Origin of the sequence: Oceanobacter sp. 4_MG-2023 (assembly GCF_030689165.1) — a bacterium.
GTDB lineage: Bacteria > Pseudomonadota > Gammaproteobacteria > Pseudomonadales > Oceanobacteraceae > Oceanobacter.
This window is the reverse complement of sequence record NZ_JAUYVV010000008.1, coordinates 110,578-131,676: the sequence shown is the minus strand read 5'-3', so window position 1 is coordinate 131,676 and position 21,099 is coordinate 110,578. Positions and strand designations below refer to the sequence as shown.

Sequence of the window (21,099 nt, the reverse complement as noted above, 5' to 3'; positions counted from 1 at the left end):
AGAAAGGAAAAGCAGATGAAACAGTCTCAGATGATCCGCCATTTTGCCCTCTCGCTTGCCGTCTCCATGACAGCGGCACCCGCATTTGCCCAGGACACGTTGAAGATCGGATTCGCCGTTTCTCTGACCGGCTATCTTGCTCCTTACGACACGCCGACCGTTGAAGGCGCCAAGATTGCCATTGCCGACATCAACGCCAGCAATGGCCCCTATAAAGTTGAAGCCATCATCCACGATGTACGTTCCGACACGGTACAAACATCCGTGGTCGTGCAGGAAATGATCGATGACGGCGCCAACGTCATTGTCCTGCCTTGCGACGATGATCCGGCCATTGCCGGTGGCCTGATTGCCCAGGATGCCGGTATCCCATCGTTTTCGACCTGTGCAACCAACGCCAGCCTGACCCAGGCCATCGGTGAGTTCTACTTCGTCAACTACGCCGCCGACATTGTTCAGGGCGCAACGCTGGCCCAGTACGCCCACGAGCAAGAGTTGGAAACCGCCTATTTGCTGGTTTCTCCAGAAACTACCTACACCGGTAACCTGCCGCTGTATTTTGGTGAAGTTTTCGAAAAACAGGGCGGCAAGGTCGTCGGCAAAGGGACTTACTCCTTGGGTCAGCAAGACTTTTCCGCCGAAGTAACCCACATTACCAACCTCGATCCACAGCCAGATGTGGTCATGACGTCGGCCTATGAACCTGACTTTCCGGCCTTTTTGCGCCAGTTGCGTTCCGCTGGTGTTACCTCAGCCGTATACGGCAGTGATGGCATTGACTCTCCCACCACGGTATCACTGGGCACGATTTCCGAAGGCGTGGTGTTCACCAATGCGGGTTATCCAACACCAGGAACCCGGTTGGGTGATTTCTTTGACCAATACGAGGCCTTTTACGGCAAAAAGTTAAGCAACAGTTTTGCCGCCACCGGTTACGACATGATTCAGGTTATCGAAGCAGCGGCTATTGCAGCTGGCAGTCTTGATGGACGTGCCTTGCGCGATGCCATTGATGCCATTGATGGTCTCGACGTAGTAACCGGCAAGATCAGCTATGCCGGTCGCGAACGGGTTCCTGCACGATCGGTTTCGATCAACCAGGTATCAGACGGTGCCGTGATCCATCTGGATACCCGTGTGATTGACGCCGCCATTCTGCCACGGAGCAAATAAATGGAAGCCCCGACCCAAAGACACACACAGCCCGCGCTCGAGGTGCGCGGGCTGGACGTCAACTACAGTGGCATCAGAGCCGTTCGCCAGCTTGACCTGACAGTCAACGCCGGGGAAATCGTCACGCTGATCGGGCCAAACGGGGCAGGGAAGTCATCAACGCTGATGGCCATTGTGGGGTTGGTGCAGCGCTCGGGCCAGATATCTCTGGATGGACAGGATGTGTCCGGCTTTTCGACGGAACAAATGGTACGGGCTGGGCTGACCTTGAGCCCGGAAGGTCGCCGGGTGTTCTCCGGGCTGACAGTGGCAGAAAACCTGCGACTGGGCGGTGCTTCCAACAAGGATCGTGCGGCCGAGCAGGTACGCCTGCTCGACACCTTTCCGGTGCTCAAGGAACGCTATCACCAGCGAGCGGGCACTCTCTCCGGCGGTGAGCAGCAAATACTGGCCATCGCCCGGGCGCTGATGTCCAGGCCCAGAATACTACTGCTTGATGAACCGTCGCTGGGACTGGCTCCGAAGATCGTCGATACGATTTTTCAGGTTATTGCCGAGCTGCGACAATGGGGCATTTCTGTACTACTGGTCGAGCAGGATATCGAGCGGGCTTTACGCGTATCCGACCGCGGTTACGTGATGAGCCATGGTGAGATCCTCGCCACCGACACCGCCGCTAATATGTTGAGCGACGCCAACCTTAAAGATCTCTTTTTTGGAGCACACCAATAATGGAAGTGTTTGCACAACAGGCCCTCAATGCCATTGCTCTGGGTGGTGTTTATGCGCTGCTGGGGCTGGGCTTGGCGATGGTTTTTTCGGTACTGGGAATGATCAATTTTGCCCACGGCGAAATCATGACCTTGTCTGGCTACGCGCTGGTATTTGTCGCCACCACATTGGGCTGGCCATTTGGCCTGGCAGTCATCAGTGCTTGTCTGCTCGCCGGGGCGGCAGCGGCGATGACCGAACGCATTGCCTTTCGTCCCGTACGGGGTGCGTCGTTAACAACCATGCTGCTGACGACCTTTGCGGTCAGTTCAATCCTGCATGTGGTGTTCCAGAACTTTATCTCGCCCCGACCGATTGCGGTCCCGGTTCCAGAATGGCTCACCCAGTCATTGAATGTGGGCGGGTTACAAATAGGTACATTGCAAGCAATCTCAATTGCCGTCTCTCTGGTGGCACTTATTGGTCTGGTCGGCTTTTTACGGTTCTCAACCTTGGGGCTGGCGATGCGATCGGCTGCGCAGGATTTTTCGGTAACGCGTCTGATGGGAATTTCTGCCGATCGGGTGATTATCGGCGCCTTTGCCATTTCAGGCCTGCTGGCTGGGCTGTCGGGCTTTTTATGGGTGGCACAACGCGGTTCGGTTGATCCACTGATGGGGTTTGTACCGGTACTCAAGGCGTTTACCGCTGTTGTACTGGGCGGTTTGGGCAGCCTTAACGGTGCCGTTCTGGGAGGATTCTTGCTCGGCATTCTGGAGGTCAGCTTGCGGGCTTCTTTGCCTCAGGAGCTACTGCCGTTCCGCGATGCCATCTCGCTGTCGATCGTGATTGGTCTGCTGGTGATGCGCCCTCAAGGCCTGATTGGTCGCGCTGAAGCAGTACGGTGATTGGGTTCTTTGAAATACCACCAGAAAACAGGATGACAGATTCAGTCCTGACCCCTGCCGGATCAGGAATCTGACCCGGCAAGTGGGTATTCAGGCACTTGCCAGTGGAAGTGTCTGAAACCTTCGCCAGCAATATCGCTCAGAACGGCACATCATCATCGTAATTGGGCATGGTCTGGGCAAACGGAGAGCCGCCACCTGACTGCACCGCATCTCCGATGCGCTCAACCCGCCAGGCTTGCAGGCTGGTAAAACATTTTTCCGGCTTGCCTGCCGCACTCCATAAACGACCCGACAGGTTGAAACTGACCTGCACTTCATCACCTGGGTTATAACTGTCCATCAAGGCACATTTATCCTTGATCAGCTCCAGTGCGATATAGTTCGGGTATTCTGGTTTCTCGCCATCACCGGTCAGCTTGACCACAAATTCCCGCTTGGTGAAGCCGTTCTGGCCGTAGGCTTTGGTTTCGTCAATGGAATGTACGATCCCCTGTAATTCAAATGCTTTCGACATAATGATCCCCTCAATATTGATGGCCAAATTATAACATTGAATCAATCGGAGGTTTTCTGCTGATGGCACAACCGCTGCCGGTTGATTTATCGATGACAACACAGCTTCAGAATAACCGGGGTCTGGAGGGTTCGAAGCTGGAGAAGCTGGAGAAGCTGGAGAAGCTGGAGAAGAGGAATACCGGTTGGGATTATGAACTGCGCGTCCGGAAGGACGCGCAGTGCAATCAGGCTATTTAGAAAGTAATGCTGACACCAGCCCAGAAGTTACGGGCCTTGTCTTTGTTGTTGTAGTCATCCGTGTAGATAACTTCATCATCATCACTGTCGTATACACCGTCGTTATTGTTGTCCTCAAACGCGGTGGTGTAGCTGGTAAAGTCTTCATCCAGCAGGTTGTTGATACGGCCATGAATGGTCACCGACTCGTTGAGTGCGATAGAGCCACCCAGGTGTAAGACCTGATAGCTTTTGTAGTAGAGGTGACGATCGTATTCATCCACCCCACGGAAGCGATCCGAGCGTTTTTCCATGGTCAGGAACAGGTTGGTGCGTTCATCAACCTGCCATTCCAGCGTGGCATTGGCCATGTGTTTGGCGGTATCGGTTAACGGCTGGCCTTTTTCAGAACCACTGGTTTGCTCGCTGTCGGTGTAGGTGTAGTTCATACGGAACGCCAGGTCATCCAGAATCTGGTAACGACCCGCCAGCTCAGCACCCTTGATTTCAGCTTCGTCGATGTTGATCTTTTGGCTATAGCTGTCGTAGCCAATATCTTCATACGCACCCAAGTTAGCACAAGGTTTCACGCCACCTGTCTGGGCACAGCTATAAACGGTGTCACCACTGACAATTTTATTTTCAAACTTGTTGTGGAACACGGTGATATTGGCATTATCGCGCTTGACCAATGATTCCCAGTACAAGGCCACTTCGGTATTGACGCTGGTTTCCGGTTCCAGATCCGGGTTACCGACAAACGGGCTGGTGCCCTGGCCACCAAAGCCGGTAATACCATCGTACAGGTCAGTGGTTTTAGGTGTCTTGTAACCGGTGCTGACACCACCTTTAACAGTCCAGCCTGGCTGTACATCGTACACACCATAAAGGCGCGGGCTGGTATTGCTACCAAACTGAGAGTGGTCGTCGTAACGGATACCCGCGGTAATGGTCAGAGGGGTAATGGGAGTCCAGTTGTCTTCGACAAACAGGGAGTACATTTCGTGATCGGAAACAGCACCACTGCCTTCATCACCGTCTTCCATGCCAAAAACGCCGTCTTCCAGTTCGCCGTCAATATATTGGAGGCCAACCACCAGCAAGTGCTCGCCGGCCAGGTCTTCAATCGGCAGATCCAGTTTGGCATCCAGAGTGTACTGGCTACTGGTCATGACCCGGTCAGGACGAGGCAGGAATTCATCTTCCATGATTTCCATACGCTCTTCTTCACTCAAGCCTGCGTAATCGCCCGTTCCTTCGTAGATTTCCGTTTGCAGGGCGCGCTCGGTGGCTGTCAGCGGTAAGGTACGGCCTTTGTTGGCTGTCTCGATATACGCCAGAGAAACGTTGCTGTGACCGAAGTCCCAGTCGCCTTCGTGAGCCAGTGACCACTGGTCACGAGTAAAGCTCTGCTCTTCTTTGTAGCCTGCCCGAGGGCTGCTTGACCACAAGCGATCAATACTGTCCACCGTACCTAGCGGATAGCTGCCGTCAGAGTTCATTGAGTTGTCATACACCTGTTCCGAGGTGTCGATATCGAAGACGACGGTTTGACGGGCATCCGGCGTCCAGCTCAAACGGAAACCGAGGGATTTGTTGGTGTTATCGACGGTTTTACCACCGCCGCCAAAACCCAGGGAACGGGTTTGTGTATCACCGTAGGGATCGATAACGGAATCATATTCCGGGTTGGACGCTTCACGGTCATAGAGGCTACCACGTACCGCAACACCGAGTTTGTCTTTGATCAGTGGCCCCATAACGTTGAAATCAATGGTGGTATCATCGCCAAAGTCATCGTTTTCTTGCAGCGTACGGCTGAAGTTGATACCGCCGGTCCACTCGTCAGTGACCTTTTTGGTAATAACGTTAATCACACCACCCAGTGCATCAGCACCATAAAGCGTGGATGCCGGTCCACGAATCACTTCGACCCGTTCAATCGCAGTCAGTGGTGGAATGTGGTTGAACTGGTTACCACCAAAGCTGTTGGGGTAAATATCGCCGTGGTTATTCTGGCGACGGCCATCCACCAGAATCAGTGTGTAATCGGAACCCATACCCCGCATGCTGATGGTGCCCTGACCGGTTTTGTCACGGGTTTCGCCAATGTCGACCCCTTCCAGCTCCCGCACAACATCCAGCAGCGTTGTGTAAGGACGGCTGTTCAGTTCTTTCTGATCAACAACCGAGATACTGGCTGGTGCATCGGTGAGTTTCTGCTCGAAACCTGCTGCAGAAACCACCATGGTTTGCAGCATCAGCGGGTCACCGGCGTTCAATACAGCCGCTGCAACCGGGGTATCAGTCAACAGGTAGCTGCCATTGGCTTGCTTGCTGGCTGTCAGACCGGTGCCTTCCAGCAACAGCTTCAGAGCTTGTCCGATACTATAGTTGCCTTCCAGGCCTTGGGTCTGGCGGTTGGCCAGCATGGATGACGAAACACTCAGTGATACACCGCTTTGCGCCGCAAAACGCGTAATGGCGGTACCAAGATCACCCGCAGGAATAGAGAACTGGCTAAGGTTCGTGGAGGCATCCTGAGCAACCGCAGCCGGAGCGGCAACACCCAATCCCATCGCTGCAGATAGCAGCAGTGCATGACATCCTACCCGCGGGCGGAAATTTCTAAATAACATCCATTACTCCTTTTTCAGGGCTGTTGATCTGTTTTTTGAGGAACTTATACAGACATATCGAATCAGCCATCAAAAAGGGGAACCATTCTCATAAACAAATGAGAATTAATCTTCTTATCAGCTATGAGTGATATTGACCCACCAGGGTAACGGGTACTCTACCTGCACCGGCAAGCTGGCACTGAGCATATCCAGCGCCATATCGGTATCCTGGGTCGGGAAGGAACCCGTCACCCGCAAGCGTGCCGCGGCCGGGTCAACATGAATAAAACCATGGCGATAGCGTTCCAGTTCTGCCGTCAGCTCTGCCAACGGCTCATCGTGGGCCAACAATAGATGATGTATCCAGGATTCATGGCGAGGGTCTGCCGGCCCCAGAGCGGACATACTCCCCCGGTACACATGGCATTGCTGCCCTGCTCGCAGGTGTCGTTTTTTGCCATCACGGCCATGCAGTGTTACAGCACCCTCAAACACAGCCAACAGATCACCGCCGGTGTTGCGACGACGCAAGGCGAAGCGTCCACCACGACAGCGCACATCGGCGTTTGCCGTCGCCAACTGCAACTCGGCAGACCCATGACTGGTTTCGACAAAAAGATCGCCTCGTTGCAGTAGGATTTGTCGCCGGCCATTGTGGAAGTCCGTATTCATACTGCTGTCGGTATTCAGCCAGGCCCGGCAGTTATCGGCCAATTGCAACTGCCTGATTTCTCCCACGGCGCTGCGTTCATCTGCCTGCCAGTGCTGGTAAGGCATGGCAACCCAGCAACCTCCAGCCACGGCTCCCAGCACAGCCAGACTCTTTAGTGCGCCGCGGCGACTCTGGCGCTGCTGTTGCAAGCCGGTCAGTGTTTCCCTGACAGGCAGCGCATTACTGGCACCACGCAGGCCATCAAAACGTTCAGCAACACTTTCGATATGACGCCAGGCCTGGCGATTGGCGTCACTGCTATCCAGCCAGGCTTGCCAGGCCTGCTGTTCAGCAGGGTCCAGCTGCTCATCTTCCAGACAGGCATACCATTGCGAGGCCTCACGCAGGGCGCGCTGGCGATCATGATCCAGTGTCATGGCTGCGCTTCCATGGTGTTCATTTCCAGCAAGGCACATTCGTACATGGCACTGGCCATATATTTTTTGACCATGCGCTCAGAAACCTCCAGGCGTTGCCCGATCTCGCGATAGGTCAGCCCTTCCAGGCGTGAGAGCAGGAATGCCCTGGCCACTTTTTCTGGCATCTGCCGCAGCATGGTATCGACTTCACACAAGGCTTCGATAACCAGTGCTTGTTCTTCCAGCGAAGGCGTCACATTTTCCGGCCAGGCTGCCACCGCCTCTTGCCAGGCGTTCTCAACCTGACGGCGACGCCATAAATCGACACACAGCCCTTTTGCCACCGTGGTCAGATACGCTCGGGCTTCATTACCTTCCAGCGTCTGGGGCCGGTTCATCAGCCGGATAAAAGCATCCTGGGCCAGATCGGCGGCATCGTCGTCACAACCCAGTCGCCGCCGTAATAACAACAGCAGCCAAGGGTGGTGATCCTTGTAAAGGGCGCCGAACTGCTTCTGCGCCACCAAAGAAACCGGCATGACAAACCCTAGTGCTAAGAGAATGAGGGAGGATTAAAAATAGTAATGATTCGCATTGTAGTGAAAAGATACATATCAGGCAACGCGTGTTCTATTTACCTTGCTCACTCTTTCTGACGCTTTGATCACACCTTCTGACCACCTGGTCAGACGGCCGGCACCGGTTTCCCAGGCCGTTCAAGCAGGCAACCGTCACCACCGCTGGCCTGCCAGCGTAATCCGTAGCATCATGTCACCAAGACAGTGTTTGCTGGTTAATCGTTATTTTTCAAGGAGACAGGCATGGCCATCATCTTGCACGGCAATCAGACTTCCCCCTTTGCCCGGCGTATCAGAATGCAGCTGGAAGGGGTTGATTACACATTCCAGCCAGTCGACATCCTGACGGACGAAGGCCGGGCTGCATTCGCCACGATTACGCCCATTCGCAAGATGCCGGTACTGGAAGACGATGGCAGCCGTATTTTTGACTCCCACGTTATCTACCAGCACTTGCAGCAACGCCTGCAACAGCCGCAACTGACGCTTGCACAGTACAATCAGATCAGTGTTATTGATGCAGTCAGCGACTCCATGGTCATCCTGCTGATGAGCCAGCGTTCTGAGCTGCCCGTAGAAGAAGACCGGCTGATTTTCAAACTGCAACGGGAACGTATTGAAGACTCCCTCCACTGGCTCGACCAGCAGGCTGCAGCAGGGCAGTTTGATGACTGGCATTACCCGACCATCTGCCTGATTTGCATGGTCGACTGGACACTGTTTCGAGCGCTGCACAGCTTGACCGACTACCCGAATCTGCTGGCCGCTGCGCGCCGCTTTGATGATCGGGACATTTGTACCAGCACCCGTCCGCAATAATACCTCTGGCCCGGCCGGGGCGGCCCACACTGCCCCGGTCCGTTATATTCACCGCAAGCGGCCGATAATTGGCTCCATTTTCGATATACTGCCGGAATCCCCGAACCCGCAAGAAGACTTCCCTGTCATGATTGGTACTCTGTTTATTTTTTCTGCGCCCTCCGGCGCTGGTAAAACCAGCTTGGTCAACGCCCTGCTGAACACCACATCCCATATCGGTGTCTCGGTATCCCACACCACCCGTGCTCCCCGCCCAGGCGAAGAAAATGGCACGGCCTATCACTTTGTCAGCCATGCAGAATTCCAGCAAATGGTCGACGCGGGTGCCTTTCTTGAACATGCCCAGGTATTCGATAATTACTACGGTACCTCACAGCGCTGGGTGGAAAGCGAGCTGGCTGCTGGCCGTGATGTGATTCTGGAAATTGACTGGCAAGGAGCACAGCAAGTGCGGCATTTGATGCCTGACGCCGTCTCGGTCTTTATTGCGCCGCCATCAATCGCGGCATTAAGGGAGCGGCTGCAAGGCCGTGGCCAGGATAACGAAGCCACAATCAATCGCCGCATGCAGGATGCCCGATCAGAAATGAGCCATTATGGCGAATACGACTACCTGATTATCAACGACGAATTTGACAACACCCTGGCAGAACTGCGTGCGATTATTATTGCCCGCCGCCATCGCATCGAGGCCCAACAAGCCCGCCATGCCGATACTCTGACGTCATTACTGCTTGGCGACACGCAAAGCTGAAATACACTGCTTACATATCGCTCAAAATCCGCTAATATACTCTGTTCTAACGATTTCTTACTTGACGGAATGTTTATGGCCCGCGTAACTGTTGAAGATTGTCTGACCAACGTTGATAACCGCTTTGAATTGGTAATGCTGGCGACCAAACGCGCCCGCCAGCTTGCGGTCGAAGGCTTTGAGCCATTAGTACCGGAAGAGAACGATAAACCAACGGTTATTGCCCTGCGCGAGATTTCAGCGGAGCTGGTTACCCCTGCGACGATTGCTGCCCAGGAAGAGGCCGCTAAAGCCGACCAATACTGAGCCCAAGCCAATGCATCAATTTTTCGGAGAACCTAATGCCCACGATTGATGCCTTGTCCGAACGCCTGTCGCATTATCTCAGCCGCCAGCAAGTCCAGCAGGTGCGCCGAGCTTACTACTACGCCGAGCAGGCCCATGATGGCCAGCGTCGGCGCAGTGGCGAGCCCTATATTATTCACCCCCTCGCCGTCGCCAGCATCCTCGCCGACATGCATCTGGATTACCAGAGCCTGATGGCCGCCATGCTGCACGATGTGATTGAAGATACCGGCATCCCCAAACCCGCCCTTGCCACCCAGTTTGGTGATGTGGTCACGGACCTGGTGGATGGTGTCTCCAAACTGACCCATATTCATTTTGAAGACAAACAGCAGCAGCAGGCAGAAAACTTCCAGAAAATGGCCATGGCCATGGCGAAAGACATTCGCGTCATTCTGGTCAAGCTCGCCGACCGCTTGCACAACATGCGCACCCTTGGATCATTACGCCCCGACAAGCGCCGCCGTATTGCCCGCGAAACCCTCGATATCTATTCCCCGATTGCCCATCGTCTGGGTCTCAACAGCATTCGTGTCGAAATGGAAGACCTGTGCTTTGAAGCCATGCACCCGATGCGCTCGAATCTGATTCGCAAAGCCGTCAAGAATCATCGCGGCCGCCATGCCGAAATCATTTCACAGATATCAAACAGCATCCGGAACCGTCTGAGTGAATACAATATTTCGGCTCGGGTCGTTGGTCGCGAAAAACATCTGTACAGCATTTACAGCAAGATGGCGCGATCGAAGAAAAAAGACATCGACGAAATCATGGATGTCTATGGCTTCCGTATTATCACCAGCGAAGTAGACACCTGCTATCGGATTCTTGGCCTGATGCACGGCCTTTACAAACCGATTTCCGGCCGCTTCAAGGACTACGTCGCCATCCCCAAAGCCAATGGTTACCAATCGCTGCATACCACCCTGTTCAACGCTGGCGATGTACCGATTGAAATCCAGATTCGTACGGAAGAAATGGATGCCATGGCCAACTATGGCATTGCTGCCCACTGGCTGTATAAATCTGAAAGCGACCAGATCAGCGGTTCCCAGCGTGCCCATCAGTGGGTACAGAACCTGCTGGAATTACAGAAAAATGCTGGCAGTCCGCTGGAATTTGTTGAGCACGTCAAAGTGGATCTGTTCCCGGATGAAATCTACGTCTTCACTCCCAAGGGCAAGATTCTCACACTGACCGCTGGCGCTACCGCCATCGACTTCGCCTACGCGGTGCATACCGATGTTGGCAACCAGTGCATCGCCTGCCGTATCGACCGACAACTGTCGCCCTTGAGTGCCAAACTGCAAAGCGGCCAGACGGTACAAATTGTGACAGCTGCCAATGCCCAGCCCAACCCGGCCTGGCTCAACTTTGTGGTCTCGGGCAAAGCCCGTTCCAATATCCGCAGCTATCTGAAAAACCAACGGCAATCCGAATCCGTCGCACTGGGCGAACGTTTGCTCAACAAGGCCCTGGCCGGACTCGACAAGTCGCTGGACGACATCAGCCATGACCAGATCGATCTGGTGCTGAAAGAAACCGGCCTCGAACATCTTGACGATCTGCTCGAGGAAATTGGTTCCGGCAATCGTATGGCACCATTAATGGCACGACGTTTTCTTGCCGCTTACCGGGATACCGATATCGACCTGCAAGCCAGCGCCGAACAGCCGTTGTCCATCAGTGGTACTGAAGGCCTGGTCGTCAGTTTTGCCAAATGCTGCAGCCCGATTCCCGGCGATCCGATTATCGGCCATGTCAGCTCCGGCAAAGGACTGGTGGTACATACGGAAACCTGCCGCAATATTGAAGATTTGCGTAACAACCCGGAAAAATGCGTCACGCTACGCTGGGAAAAAGACATCCACAGCGAGTTTACCGTCAACCTCAAGGTGTATATGGAAAACCGCCGCGGCTTGATTGTGGATCTTGCCAGTGCGATTCATACCGCCGATGCCAGTATCGACAAAATCAGCGTTGAGGAGCGTGATGCCCGCCTCAGCGTGACCCAACTGAAAGTCAATATCCAGGGGCGCAAGCACCTGGCACGGGTGATCCGCAAGTTGCGTAACGTATCCGGTGTCAACAAGATCGTGCGCCTGAAAAGCTGACACCGAACCCTGAGCCGGTGTCAGTCTGCTGGTCTGCCAGCGAGGCTATCCCGATCGATTGTCACTCCCTTTGCCTGACTGCTCAGAGATACCCCAGCTCGTCCAATAATACGTCATAACCTGCGCGGTAATTCCGGAAGCGAAACTCATAGCCCAATGCCTTGATACGGTCGTTACGACAACGGCGATTGGCCCGACGCGAAACTTCCGGCACATCGTGATCCGGCTCAACGTCGGCAATCCGGTCCTTCATCCATTCCAGCACATCAAATAGCGTCGCCGGTTCATCATCGGTGGCCAGATACACCGACTCCAGCGGCTCTCCGGCCAGTGCTTTTTCACACAGCAGCGTCAATACCCCCACACAATCATCGCGATGAATACGATTGGTCCACACTGGCGGCTCAGGGTCGCAGTGGCCACCATGGCGGGCTTGCTCAATCAGGCGATTACGACCCGGGCCGTAGATACCGGTAAACCGTACCGCGGTGGTCGCGATTGTGCTATTGAGCAGTAACTGTTCTGCCTGCAACAACTCCTTGCCCGCAAACGAGCGTGGCTCGGTGGCCGATGTCTCGTCTACCCACTCACCCCTGGACTGGTGATACACACTGGAGCTGGACACAAAAATAAACCGTCGCACCGACTGTGGAGCCAACGCTTCCAGCACATGCTGCACACCATTGACGTAATAGTCGTGATAGCCTTCCTGGGTAAATAATGGCGATGCCACGCTGTAGATCACCAGATCCAGCCCGGATGGCAAATCCTGCAGTGTTTCCGGCCTGGTTACATCGGCCTGAATCCATTGCAGGTTAGTGCTGTTCTCTGCACTGCTGCGTCGCAACCCCCACACCTGATGCTGCTGGGCCAATTGCCTGGCCAAGGTACCGCCCACATCGCCTGCCCCCACAATCAGAATACGTGCCATCACCTTCTCCTGCTTGATCCAACCACGGTTACTGACGCCCATGTACTAAGACACAGGTCAACTTATTTGCTGCACTGCTTACACATTAGCAGGCATCTGAAAAAAAATTCTCGAGCGCCAGCTCTCTCAATCACACGCATAATGCCAGCGACCCGGATCACAGCTCAATCCGGTTATTTGTGTTATCCGTACTGAGATCAATAGCCAGCTCGCTAGCGGTGGAAAAATGACCCGTCGTTCAGGCTTTTACTCCGCCCACTCCATAGGTAGACTAAATCAAACTCAAAATAGCCATGAAGGCAGCCAATTATGACCCTGACCGAACTCAAGTACATTGTGACGCTCGCCCAGGAGAAGCACTTCGGCCGCGCTGCCGAGAAATGTTTTGTCAGCCAGCCCACTCTCAGTGTCGCCATCAAAAAGCTGGAAGGTGAACTGGATATTGCCATTTTCGAGCGTAGCAAAAGTGCAGTTTCGATCACACCGATCGGTGAACGTATCGTGGCCCAGGCACAACGGGTGTTAGAAGAAGCCCGTACCATTCGGGAACTGGCCAGTTCAGGCAAGGACCAACTCAGCTCGCCGCTGAAACTGGGAGCTATTTTCACCATTGGGCCATATTTGTTTCCTCATCTGGTACCACAGATTCACCAGCGTGCCCCGACCATGCCGCTGTACCTGGAAGAAAACTACACCGGTGTATTACGTCGCCAACTCCGCGACGGAGATCTCGACGCCATTATTGTGGCGCTGCCTTTTAACGAACCGGATGTACTGACCCGGTCGCTCTATGATGAAAATTTTGTGGTCGTGTTACCCAAGAATCACCCATGGAAATCCCAACAGACCATCGCCCCGGAACAACTGGCGGACGAAGACCTGCTGATGCTGGGGGAAGGCCATTGCTTTCGCGACCAGGTGTTCGAATATTGCCCGGTGTTGAGCCACAAGCACCACACCCGCCTGGGCAGCGTACTGGAAGGCAGCTCGCTGGAAACCCTGAAACATATGGTCGCCTCCGGACTGGGCATTACCGTATTGCCCGAAAGTGCCGTTAACAATCTCGACCTGACTCTGGTAATCACTCGCCCGTTTACCAATCCACAGCCATTCCGTACCGTTGCCTTGGCCTGGCGCGCCAGCTTCCCCCGCGGGCAAGCTGTCGACTTGCTACTGGATACTGCCCGTCAATGCCGTATTGGCTAGGCCCGTCTCGTCATGGACAAACAGCTTGATCTGACCCGGCTTAGAGGCGTTGGTCCAAAACTGCGCGAGCAGCTGCAGCGGCTGAATATTCACTCGCTGGCTGATCTGGTGTTCCACTTGCCATTTCGCTACGAAGATCGCAGTCGTATCCAGATGATTGGCAACCTGCAGCATCAACAACCTGCCGTGGTACAGGGGGAAGTGCGTTCAGCCGATGTCTTGTTTGGCAAACGCCGCAGCTTGCTGGTCAAGATTGCTGACCACAGCGGCGTACTCAGCATTCGTTTTTATCACTTCAGTGCTGCCCAGAAAAACCAGTTTCGTCGTGGGGCGCTGGTACGTTGTTACGGCGAAGCCCGGCGTGGAGCCAGTGGTCTGGAGCTCTATCACCCGGAGTATCAACTGCTCGACAACGGCCTGGACGACCTGCCCGAGCCGCAACTGACTCCCGTTTACCCAACCACCGAAGGCATCAGCCAGCAGCGCCTGCGGCTGTTGATGGATCAGGCGCTGGAACGACTGGCCGCGAACGAAATTCCTCTGGATGACCTGTTGCCACTCGACTGGCTGCAACAATGGGGGCTGCCTTCCCTGAAGCAAGCCTTGCTGTTTTTGCACCGCCCTCCCCGGGAAGTCGAACTGGCAGAAATGGCAAACGCACACCACCCGGCGCAGCAGCGCCTGATTCTGGAAGAGCTGTTGGCACACCAACTGTCGATGCAACGCCTGCGTGCCAGTGCACAGCAGCCTGGAGCACCTGCCATTCAGGGAACCCGGACCCTCCATCAGGCATTGCTTGCACAGCTGCCTTTTACCCCAACCGCGGCCCAGCAACGGGTAACCAACGAGATCATCACCGATCTGGCCCGGCCATTACCCATGTTACGGCTGGTGCAAGGCGACGTTGGCTCCGGCAAGACCCTGGTAGCGGCGCTGGCAGCCTGCCACGTGCTGGAAGCCGGATTCCAGGTCGCCCTGATGGCACCGACAGAAATTCTTGCCGAACAGCATTTCCAGAACTTGAGTGACTGGTTCGAACCACTGGGTATCCCGTGTGGCTGGCTGGCCGGAAAAACCAAGGGCAAGGCACGTGTTGCCGCTCTGGAAGCGATTGCCGCTGGCCAGGCCCAGCTGATTGTTGGTACGCACGCGCTGTTTCAGGAAGAAGTGCATTTTCATCGTCTGGCACTGGTGATTGTTGATGAGCAGCATCGCTTTGGTGTCCACCAGCGCCTGGCACTGAAAGACAAGGGGAATCTCGATGGCTTGTCACCACACCAGTTGATCATGACTGCCACTCCCATTCCCCGTACCCTGGCCATGAGTGCCTACGCCGATCTGGATACCTCCATCATTGACGAACTGCCACCAGGGCGCAGCCCGATTACCACCGTCGTGGTATCCGACCAGCGCCGCGAAGAAGTGATTCAGCGAGTCGATCATGCCTGTCGTGAGCAGGCCCAGGCCTACTGGGTCTGTACCCTGATTGAAGAAAGTGAGGCGCTGCAATGTCAGGCCGCTGAAAACACCGCCGAAGACCTGGCGGCACAACTGCCGCATTTACGTATCGGGCTGGTGCATGGCCGCATGAAAGCTGCCGAAAAAGCCGCCGTTATGGCGGCTTTCAAAGCCCACCAGCTGGATCTGCTGGTCTCGACAACGGTGATTGAGGTCGGTGTCGATGTACCGAATGCCAGTCTGATGGTAATTGAAAACCCGGAACGTCTGGGGCTGGCACAACTGCACCAGTTACGAGGCCGGGTTGGCCGTGGCTCTGTCGCCAGTCACTGTGTCCTGCTGTACAAGGCGCCACTCTCGTTCACCAGCAAGCAACGCCTGCACGTGATGCGAGAAAGCCAGGATGGTTTTTATATTGCCGAACAAGACCTGATGCTGCGAGGCCCGGGGGAAGTGCTTGGCACGCGCCAGACCGGCTTGCAAATGCTGCGCGTCGCCGACCTGCAACGTGATGCCGAATTATTACCCCAGGTACGAGAGATGGCGACTCAGCTTTGGCACCAGCACCCGCAACGGGTCGAGCCCCTGATTCTCCGATGGCTGGGCGATGCCGAGCGTTATGCTGCCGTGTAGGGGACATCTGTTTAGTCCGATGCTCACTCTGGGCGCGGGTTGCCGCCGTGCAGGATTAAATAGATGTACCCTGTAGCATACCAACCAATCAATTCTGTTCAGAAACATATCAAAAATGAGACCCAATTAACAAAACTGTCCAAAGTTATCCAATGGTCGTATCAATAAAGATTGAAAAAATACATCTCATGGGCCATACCTACCCCTTATTGATTCAAATATGATTCCCTAAGTACCACGCCATTGTCTTTTTTTATGCTCCAGCGGGCACATATCAGCGGTTACTGATCCAGCCCAAGTAAATACGCTCATCTGATCTATATTGTATGTACCCACACTGATTGGCCGCGGCAATTTTGCCGCTTGCTCACAAGGCACAAGGCCTCTCCGTACAAGCCACCCGAGACGACATTACAGGTGACCGACCATGATCAGTAAAAGTGCCATGCCATCCGGCAATCTGGCCAGCGTTATCTTCCTTAAAGATAGCTATAGCAAGATACAGGTGCTGATCCCGGCCAATCGCCTGTTGGACCTGAAACAGCTGGCACATCAACTGGGGCGACAATGCTGCACCGCACTCTTGCCCGATGAGATGCAATCTCTCAAGTACACACTGGGATTGGATAATTTTCCGGCTCCACCACAGCTGACCCAGATCGAAACCCTGGTGGATCACTCGTTACTCGAAAACAACTCCCTGTATATTCCCTCTGATACCAACGACACGTTATTGCAACTACCAGCCGAGCAGGTACGGGCACTGATCGCCCACTCGCAGCTGGGGCATTATTCGGCCCCACCCAAAGAGGACCCATTCCACGCAACAGCCAGCGAGGACATGGAGGATATCAACACCGCAATACAACAGTTTACTTTGCTGCGCGTTCAACCACGCTTGCAGGACACTCTCGACCTGCCACCGTTACCAGAGACCGTACGGCGTATTATTGAGCTGCGAATCGACCCGGATGCCAACCTCGAGAGCCTGGCGCACACGCTTCAGCAAAACCCCGCTATCAACGAGATAATCCTTAACTGGAAGCACTCTCCCTGTTATCAATCCAAAGATACCGAGCCAACCATCAAAGAGACCATCCTGCACGTACTCGGGGTTGAACTGGTCTCGCATCTGGCACTGGGACGTCATATTGATATGCCCCACGAAGGCCCCAGAGGCTATACCCCGTTCTGGCAACAAGCAGCCATGGGAGCCGAGCTGGCCAGTGAGCTTTCCCGACGCTGTCCAGAAGACAAGCAGCTGGACTGCAGTCTGGCCAATCTGGCCGGGTTACTGCACAACTTCGGTTTTTTATTGCTGGCTCATGTCTTTCCACATCAACTGGCGCTGATCAATCGCTATATTGAAGCCAATCCACATATCAACCGTTCTTGCATCGAACGTCATGTACTGGCTCTGACACGTGAACAGATTGCCGCCTGCCTGATCGATCAGTGGCATCTCCCGGATGAGGTCGTCACAGCCCTGCGGCAGCAACATAATTCACGCTACAACGGCGCCCACGCCCATTACGCCCGACTGCTGAATATCACCACTCGTAGTTTACGCGCTCATGGTTACGGCGATGGCCCGAAAGAAGCACTGGATACCAAAATCCTCCAGGCTCTGGGTCTTGACAAAGAGACGGTACGCGACGCCACGGAAACGGTGATCCAGCGAGCCAGGGAATCAATGGGCCAGTCTTCCGTACTGTCAGCCTGATCGGCGGCAATCGGATTTGCCAGGCAAATCCCGGTGGTTATTTCGGCCGCCAGCCCTGCGCTGACGGCTGATCAGACAATACTTCCGTGTTTGCCAGCTCTGGCATCAACGCCAGCACACCGGCAATACCCAGGCGTCGCAGGTGCTTCTGGTTGCGTTCGGGAATACGTTCAGGAAAGGGAACCGAGGCCAGCGCCTGCTCTATATGCGCCTCGCGGATAATGTGCAGCATGGGGAAGGGAGAACGGTTGGTGAAGTTGCCCGGATCATCCAGCGGCTCACCATCAAAACAATAGTTAGGGTGAAAGGTCGCTAACTGTAGCAAGCCTTCGTAACCCATTTGTACCAGTAACTGTTCGCAAATCAGACTCCAGTTCCAGTACTCATCAAATTCCTTGACCAGCCCAGGCACAACAAACAATGCCGTTGGCAATGTCTCGCTGTCTGCCCTGGCCACTTCGGTGAGTAAATCCATAAACTCGGCCGTGGCCTGATCAAGGTCAGGATGCTCACAAATATCGATCCGCAGTGCTGGCATCACTGGCGCAGCAAAAGGGCATAACCCCTCGCCGACAACCAATGTTTCCACCCAGTGCCGGGTCAGCGTTGCGGCATCCATCATATCGGCTTACTGCACCGAATCTTTCAGGGCTTTACCGGGTTTGAAAGCGGGTACCTTGGCTGCCGCAATGGTGATGGCTTCCCCTGTTTGCGGGTTTTTGCCCTGACGTTCAGCACGCTGACGTACTTCAAAGGTACCAAAGCCAATCAGGCTGACGTTCTCGCCTTCGGAAAGTGCCTGGGCAATACGATCGGTGACAACGGTGATGATTTCTGTTGCTTTTTCTTTGCTCAGGTCTGTTTTTTCAGCAATGGCGGCCGCCAGTTCTGGTTTACGCATGGAGATGAATCCTCTCGATAAGTTAGGCATAACGCCTGGTTGTACGGCCTGCTTCGCAGGCTCAGGAATATCGGTTATCTGTTACCGTCAGCGCAGTGGCTACCGACAGCACTATTCATATTAGTACTTTGTATACGACGGCGGCTGCTAACGAATACCGTTATGGCTGGCGTTTGTGGTCACACAAGGCTTGCTCGGTATCAACGTTATCCGCCAGATGAGCAGGCGCGACAATCAGTGTTTCGAAGTCAAATCGCCCCAGCGGCGTCTCAAGGCAGCGGCCAGAATGGTCGATCCTGGTCACCGGGGTGTTGTTCAGCACCACGATTCCCAGACGCTCCGCCATATCCGCTGCGCTGGACTGTTCTTGCTGGCCATCATTGGCACAAATCAAGAGCACCGACGCGGGTCCATGGCGTTGACAGTAGTCGTGCACCCGTTGGTAGCCAGCGGCGGTGCTCGCTTCGGCAACCGCATCGGCAACAACAATCAATGCCCAGCGGGCATCGGCAGGGGTTACCGTTGGGGGACAGCAGGTCGGAATCAATGGTCAAATCTCTATCATTTCAAAATCATCTTTACCGACACCGCAATCCGGGCAGGTAAAGTCTGCTGGCACGTCCTCCCAAGGGGTTCCTGCCGGGATACCTTCTTCTGGTGCGCCTTCGGCTTCATCGTAGATCCAGCCGCACACCACGCACTGCCATTTTTTCATGTCACACCTGTCATAATAACGGCTGGAGCCGATGTTGCATCAGCCGACTCGATACTTCGGCCGCCTAAGCTACTGTCCAACCCGCATAAAATCAATGGACAGAGCAATCCTCTTGCCACTAAATGCGATTTGACGCATGCTGCGCCGCCATGAAAAGCACTATACCCAGATACCATGCGCAACTTCTGGCCACAACACCACGCTGGAGCGGGCGCTTTTGTGTAACACCGGCGAGCATTCCCCGCGAGTGGCGTCACTGGCTCAATGACGCCGGGTCACTGACCAAGCGTTTGCAGGCACTGGACCCAAGCACATTTTCGGTCAAGGTTATCCGACAATATTGCGGCCCGGCTTTACCAACCGAACAGGCAGACCTGAAGCTGCACGGACGCCAACCCGTTTGGGTACGCGAGGTTTCCTTGTGCCTGGGACAAACGGAACTGGTGCGAGCCCGCACTGCCATTCCGTTGACCAGCCTTGCACGGGTAGGACAACAGATTCGCCATCTTGGTAACCGCTCGCTTGGCAGCTATCTGTTCCGCCAGCCCAGTTTGCGCCGCCAACCGCTGAAATTCAGCCGCACAGGGGCGTCAACAGTCAACCAGCCCAACCCGTTTGGCTGGGCCAGGCGTTCGGTATTTACAATTCATGGTGCACCACTGCTGGTAACGGAAGCCTTCTCGTCCTTGCTGGTATCCGCCTCCTTTCCTTTGTCAGACGACACAAGGCGTTGATTATGCAATCACCTCTGTCCGCCTCACTCAACAAACTCTGGCCCAACTGGTATCAGTGGGTGCAGCTGACACGCCTGAACCGGCCGATTGGCTCTTATCTGCTGCTCTGGCCGACCTTGTGGGCGCTGTGGATTGCAGCCGAGGGCATTCCCTCCATTGCCAATCTGGTGATTTTTACTCTGGGCGTATTTCTTATGCGGTCGGCCGGTTGTGTTATTAACGACTACGCCGACCGCCATATCGACCGCCATGTCAAACGCACCCAGGACCGTCCCCTGACTCAAGGACGTATCTCTGACCGCGAAGCATTATCCGGCTTTATTGTGCTGTGCCTGATCAGTCTGGCGCTGGTGCTGTTGACCAATGCCCTGACCATCTGGTTATCCCTCGGCGGGGTCGCTCTGGCAGCACTTTATCCCTTTATGAAACGCCATACCCATTTGCCACAGGTGTTTCTCGGTGCTGCATTTTCCTGGGCGATTCCAATGGCCTTTGCCGCACAGGCCAATGAGCTGACCGCTGTCTGCTGGTTATTGTTTATTGCCAATGTTTGCTGGACGGTCGGTTACGACACAATTTACGCCATGGTCGACCGCGACGATGATCTGCTGATTGGTGTCAAAAGCACGGCGATCCTGTTTGGCGACCTGGATGTCACCATGATCGCCATTCTTTACGGAATGGCGCATTTTTGTCTGTTACTGACGGGCAATCAGCTGGAAGCAAGCTGGCCGTTTTATCTGGCCTGGTGCGTCGCCGGAGGGTATCTGGTCTGGCAATTATGGTCTATCCGCAGTCGCCGCCGGGAAGCCTGCATGAAAGTGTTTCTGGCAGCCCATTGGTATGGCACGCTGATCTGGGCCGGACTCCTGTCACACTACGCCCTGTCCAGCGCGTAATTGGTGTCAGGCTTGACGCCAATGCCAACAGTGTCACATGCTTGTAACACTAGGTCAGTGTAATACCTCC

At 54.7% G+C, this 21,099-nt stretch carries 22 protein-coding genes; 13 read left to right on the top strand and 9 right to left on the bottom strand.

The features are described 5' to 3' along the window. Nucleotides 1–15 precede the first annotated feature (15 nt). From Q8W24_RS08220 to Q8W24_RS08210, 3 genes are read left to right on the top strand one after another with little or no spacing between them, the layout of a single operon-like run. Nucleotides 16–1,173, top strand: a complete 1,158-nt coding sequence (locus Q8W24_RS08220; RefSeq protein ID WP_305474997.1) for an ABC transporter substrate-binding protein — start codon at nucleotides 16–18, stop codon at nucleotides 1,171–1,173. Beyond that, on the top strand, nucleotides 1,174–1,905 hold the full coding sequence (locus Q8W24_RS08215) for an ABC transporter ATP-binding protein (protein WP_305414690.1): 732 nt from the start codon (nucleotides 1,174–1,176) through the stop codon (nucleotides 1,903–1,905). Further along, nucleotides 1,905–2,792: a branched-chain amino acid ABC transporter permease gene (locus Q8W24_RS08210; protein WP_303434478.1), complete on the top strand. Its 888-nt coding sequence runs from the start codon at nucleotides 1,905–1,907 to the stop codon at nucleotides 2,790–2,792. Before Q8W24_RS08215 ends, Q8W24_RS08210 begins: the two co-directional genes overlap by 1 nt. 139 nt (nucleotides 2,793–2,931) lie before the next feature. Here the strand turns inward: Q8W24_RS08210 and Q8W24_RS08205 are convergent, their stop codons facing one another. Further along, nucleotides 2,932–3,309 carry a DUF3127 domain-containing protein gene (locus tag Q8W24_RS08205; protein ID WP_305474995.1) on the bottom strand — a complete coding sequence of 126 codons (378 nt, stop codon included), beginning with the start codon at nucleotides 3,307–3,309 and terminating at the stop codon, nucleotides 2,932–2,934. Nucleotides 3,310–3,371: 62 nt separating this feature from the next. On the opposite strand from Q8W24_RS08205, the gene Q8W24_RS08200 reads away from it, so the two are divergent. Next, nucleotides 3,372–3,548 (top strand): hypothetical protein, encoded by a 177-nt coding sequence (locus tag Q8W24_RS08200; RefSeq protein ID WP_305474993.1) that lies wholly within the window; start codon nucleotides 3,372–3,374, stop codon nucleotides 3,546–3,548. Here the strand turns inward: Q8W24_RS08200 and Q8W24_RS08195 are convergent. From Q8W24_RS08195 to Q8W24_RS08185, 3 genes are all read right to left on the bottom strand, one after another. Then, entirely contained in the window at nucleotides 3,545–6,166 is a 2,622-nt protein-coding gene (locus Q8W24_RS08195) for a TonB-dependent receptor (RefSeq protein ID WP_303434481.1), read from the bottom strand. The two genes, Q8W24_RS08200 and Q8W24_RS08195, sit on opposite strands and share 4 nt — an antisense overlap. Nucleotides 6,167–6,283: 117 nt before the next feature. Continuing rightward, on the bottom strand, nucleotides 6,284–7,237 hold the full coding sequence (locus Q8W24_RS08190) for a FecR domain-containing protein (protein ID WP_305474991.1): 954 nt from the start codon (nucleotides 7,235–7,237) through the stop codon (nucleotides 6,284–6,286). Next, nucleotides 7,234–7,758: a sigma-70 family RNA polymerase sigma factor gene (locus Q8W24_RS08185; protein ID WP_303434483.1), complete on the bottom strand. Its 525-nt coding sequence runs from the start codon at nucleotides 7,756–7,758 to the stop codon at nucleotides 7,234–7,236. The genes Q8W24_RS08190 and Q8W24_RS08185 overlap by 4 nt, the downstream gene beginning before the upstream one ends. 282 nt (nucleotides 7,759–8,040) lie before the next feature. Here Q8W24_RS08185 and Q8W24_RS08180 point away from each other — a divergent pair, with 282 nt between their 5' ends. The 4 genes from Q8W24_RS08180 (at nucleotide 8,041) to spoT (ending at nucleotide 11,829) form a co-directional block, all read left to right on the top strand. Next, nucleotides 8,041–8,616 carry a glutathione S-transferase family protein gene (locus tag Q8W24_RS08180; RefSeq protein ID WP_303434484.1) on the top strand — a complete coding sequence of 192 codons (576 nt, stop codon included), beginning with the start codon at nucleotides 8,041–8,043 and terminating at the stop codon, nucleotides 8,614–8,616. Between the two features lie 127 nt (nucleotides 8,617–8,743). After that, nucleotides 8,744–9,370 (top strand): guanylate kinase, encoded by a 627-nt coding sequence (gene gmk / locus Q8W24_RS08175; RefSeq protein ID WP_303434485.1) that lies wholly within the window; start codon nucleotides 8,744–8,746, stop codon nucleotides 9,368–9,370. Nucleotides 9,371–9,445: 75 nt separating this feature from the next. Beyond that, complete coding sequence (rpoZ, locus tag Q8W24_RS08170; RefSeq protein ID WP_303434486.1) at nucleotides 9,446–9,676, top strand: DNA-directed RNA polymerase subunit omega; 231 nt, start codon at nucleotides 9,446–9,448, stop codon at nucleotides 9,674–9,676. 35 nt (nucleotides 9,677–9,711) lie between these two features. Beyond that, entirely contained in the window at nucleotides 9,712–11,829 is a 2,118-nt protein-coding gene (gene spoT, locus Q8W24_RS08165; protein WP_303434487.1) for a bifunctional GTP diphosphokinase/guanosine-3',5'-bis pyrophosphate 3'-pyrophosphohydrolase, read from the top strand. Nucleotides 11,830–11,911: 82 nt separating this feature from the next. On the opposite strand, the gene Q8W24_RS08160 is transcribed toward spoT, so the two are convergent. Next, nucleotides 11,912–12,760 (bottom strand): NAD(P)H-binding protein, encoded by an 849-nt coding sequence (locus Q8W24_RS08160; protein ID WP_305415445.1) that lies wholly within the window; start codon nucleotides 12,758–12,760, stop codon nucleotides 11,912–11,914. Between the two features lie 309 nt (nucleotides 12,761–13,069). On the opposite strand from Q8W24_RS08160, the gene Q8W24_RS08155 reads away from it, so the two are divergent. The 3 genes from Q8W24_RS08155 to Q8W24_RS08145 all read left to right on the top strand — a co-directional run bounded on the left by Q8W24_RS08155 (nucleotide 13,070) and on the right by Q8W24_RS08145 (nucleotide 17,780). Continuing rightward, nucleotides 13,070–13,966, top strand: coding sequence for a hydrogen peroxide-inducible genes activator (locus Q8W24_RS08155; protein ID WP_303434489.1), 897 nt, complete (start codon nucleotides 13,070–13,072; stop codon nucleotides 13,964–13,966). A gap of 12 nt (nucleotides 13,967–13,978) precedes the next feature. Next, complete coding sequence (gene recG / locus Q8W24_RS08150) at nucleotides 13,979–16,057, top strand: ATP-dependent DNA helicase RecG (protein ID WP_305474989.1); 2,079 nt, start codon at nucleotides 13,979–13,981, stop codon at nucleotides 16,055–16,057. Nucleotides 16,058–16,484: 427 nt separating this feature from the next. Beyond that, on the top strand, nucleotides 16,485–17,780 hold the full coding sequence (locus Q8W24_RS08145; RefSeq protein ID WP_305474988.1) for an aminoacyl-tRNA deacylase and HDOD domain-containing protein: 1,296 nt from the start codon (nucleotides 16,485–16,487) through the stop codon (nucleotides 17,778–17,780). A 37-nt stretch (nucleotides 17,781–17,817) separates the two neighbouring features. Here the strand turns inward: Q8W24_RS08145 and Q8W24_RS08140 are convergent, their stop codons facing one another. The 4 genes from Q8W24_RS08140 to Q8W24_RS08125 form a co-directional block, all read right to left on the bottom strand. After that, nucleotides 17,818–18,402: a DUF1415 domain-containing protein gene (locus Q8W24_RS08140; RefSeq protein ID WP_305415448.1), complete on the bottom strand. Its 585-nt coding sequence runs from the start codon at nucleotides 18,400–18,402 to the stop codon at nucleotides 17,818–17,820. A gap of 6 nt (nucleotides 18,403–18,408) precedes the next feature. Further along, nucleotides 18,409–18,681, bottom strand: coding sequence for an HU family DNA-binding protein (locus tag Q8W24_RS08135; protein ID WP_303434493.1), 273 nt, complete (start codon nucleotides 18,679–18,681; stop codon nucleotides 18,409–18,411). A gap of 160 nt (nucleotides 18,682–18,841) precedes the next feature. Continuing rightward, nucleotides 18,842–19,228: a hypothetical protein gene (locus Q8W24_RS08130; protein WP_305474986.1), complete on the bottom strand. Its 387-nt coding sequence runs from the start codon at nucleotides 19,226–19,228 to the stop codon at nucleotides 18,842–18,844. A 3-nt stretch (nucleotides 19,229–19,231) separates the two neighbouring features. Then, complete coding sequence (locus Q8W24_RS08125) at nucleotides 19,232–19,396, bottom strand: rubredoxin (protein WP_303434495.1); 165 nt, start codon at nucleotides 19,394–19,396, stop codon at nucleotides 19,232–19,234. A 149-nt stretch (nucleotides 19,397–19,545) separates the two neighbouring features. Here Q8W24_RS08125 and Q8W24_RS08120 point away from each other — a divergent pair, with 149 nt between their 5' ends. Both Q8W24_RS08120 and ubiA read left to right on the top strand, forming a co-directional pair. Continuing rightward, entirely contained in the window at nucleotides 19,546–20,130 is a 585-nt protein-coding gene (locus Q8W24_RS08120; protein ID WP_305474984.1) for a chorismate lyase, read from the top strand. A gap of 2 nt (nucleotides 20,131–20,132) precedes the next feature. After that, a complete protein-coding gene (gene ubiA / locus Q8W24_RS08115) occupies nucleotides 20,133–21,029 on the top strand; it encodes a 4-hydroxybenzoate octaprenyltransferase (protein ID WP_303434497.1) in 897 nt (298 codons plus the stop codon). The last annotated feature ends 70 nt before the right edge of the window (nucleotides 21,030–21,099 follow it).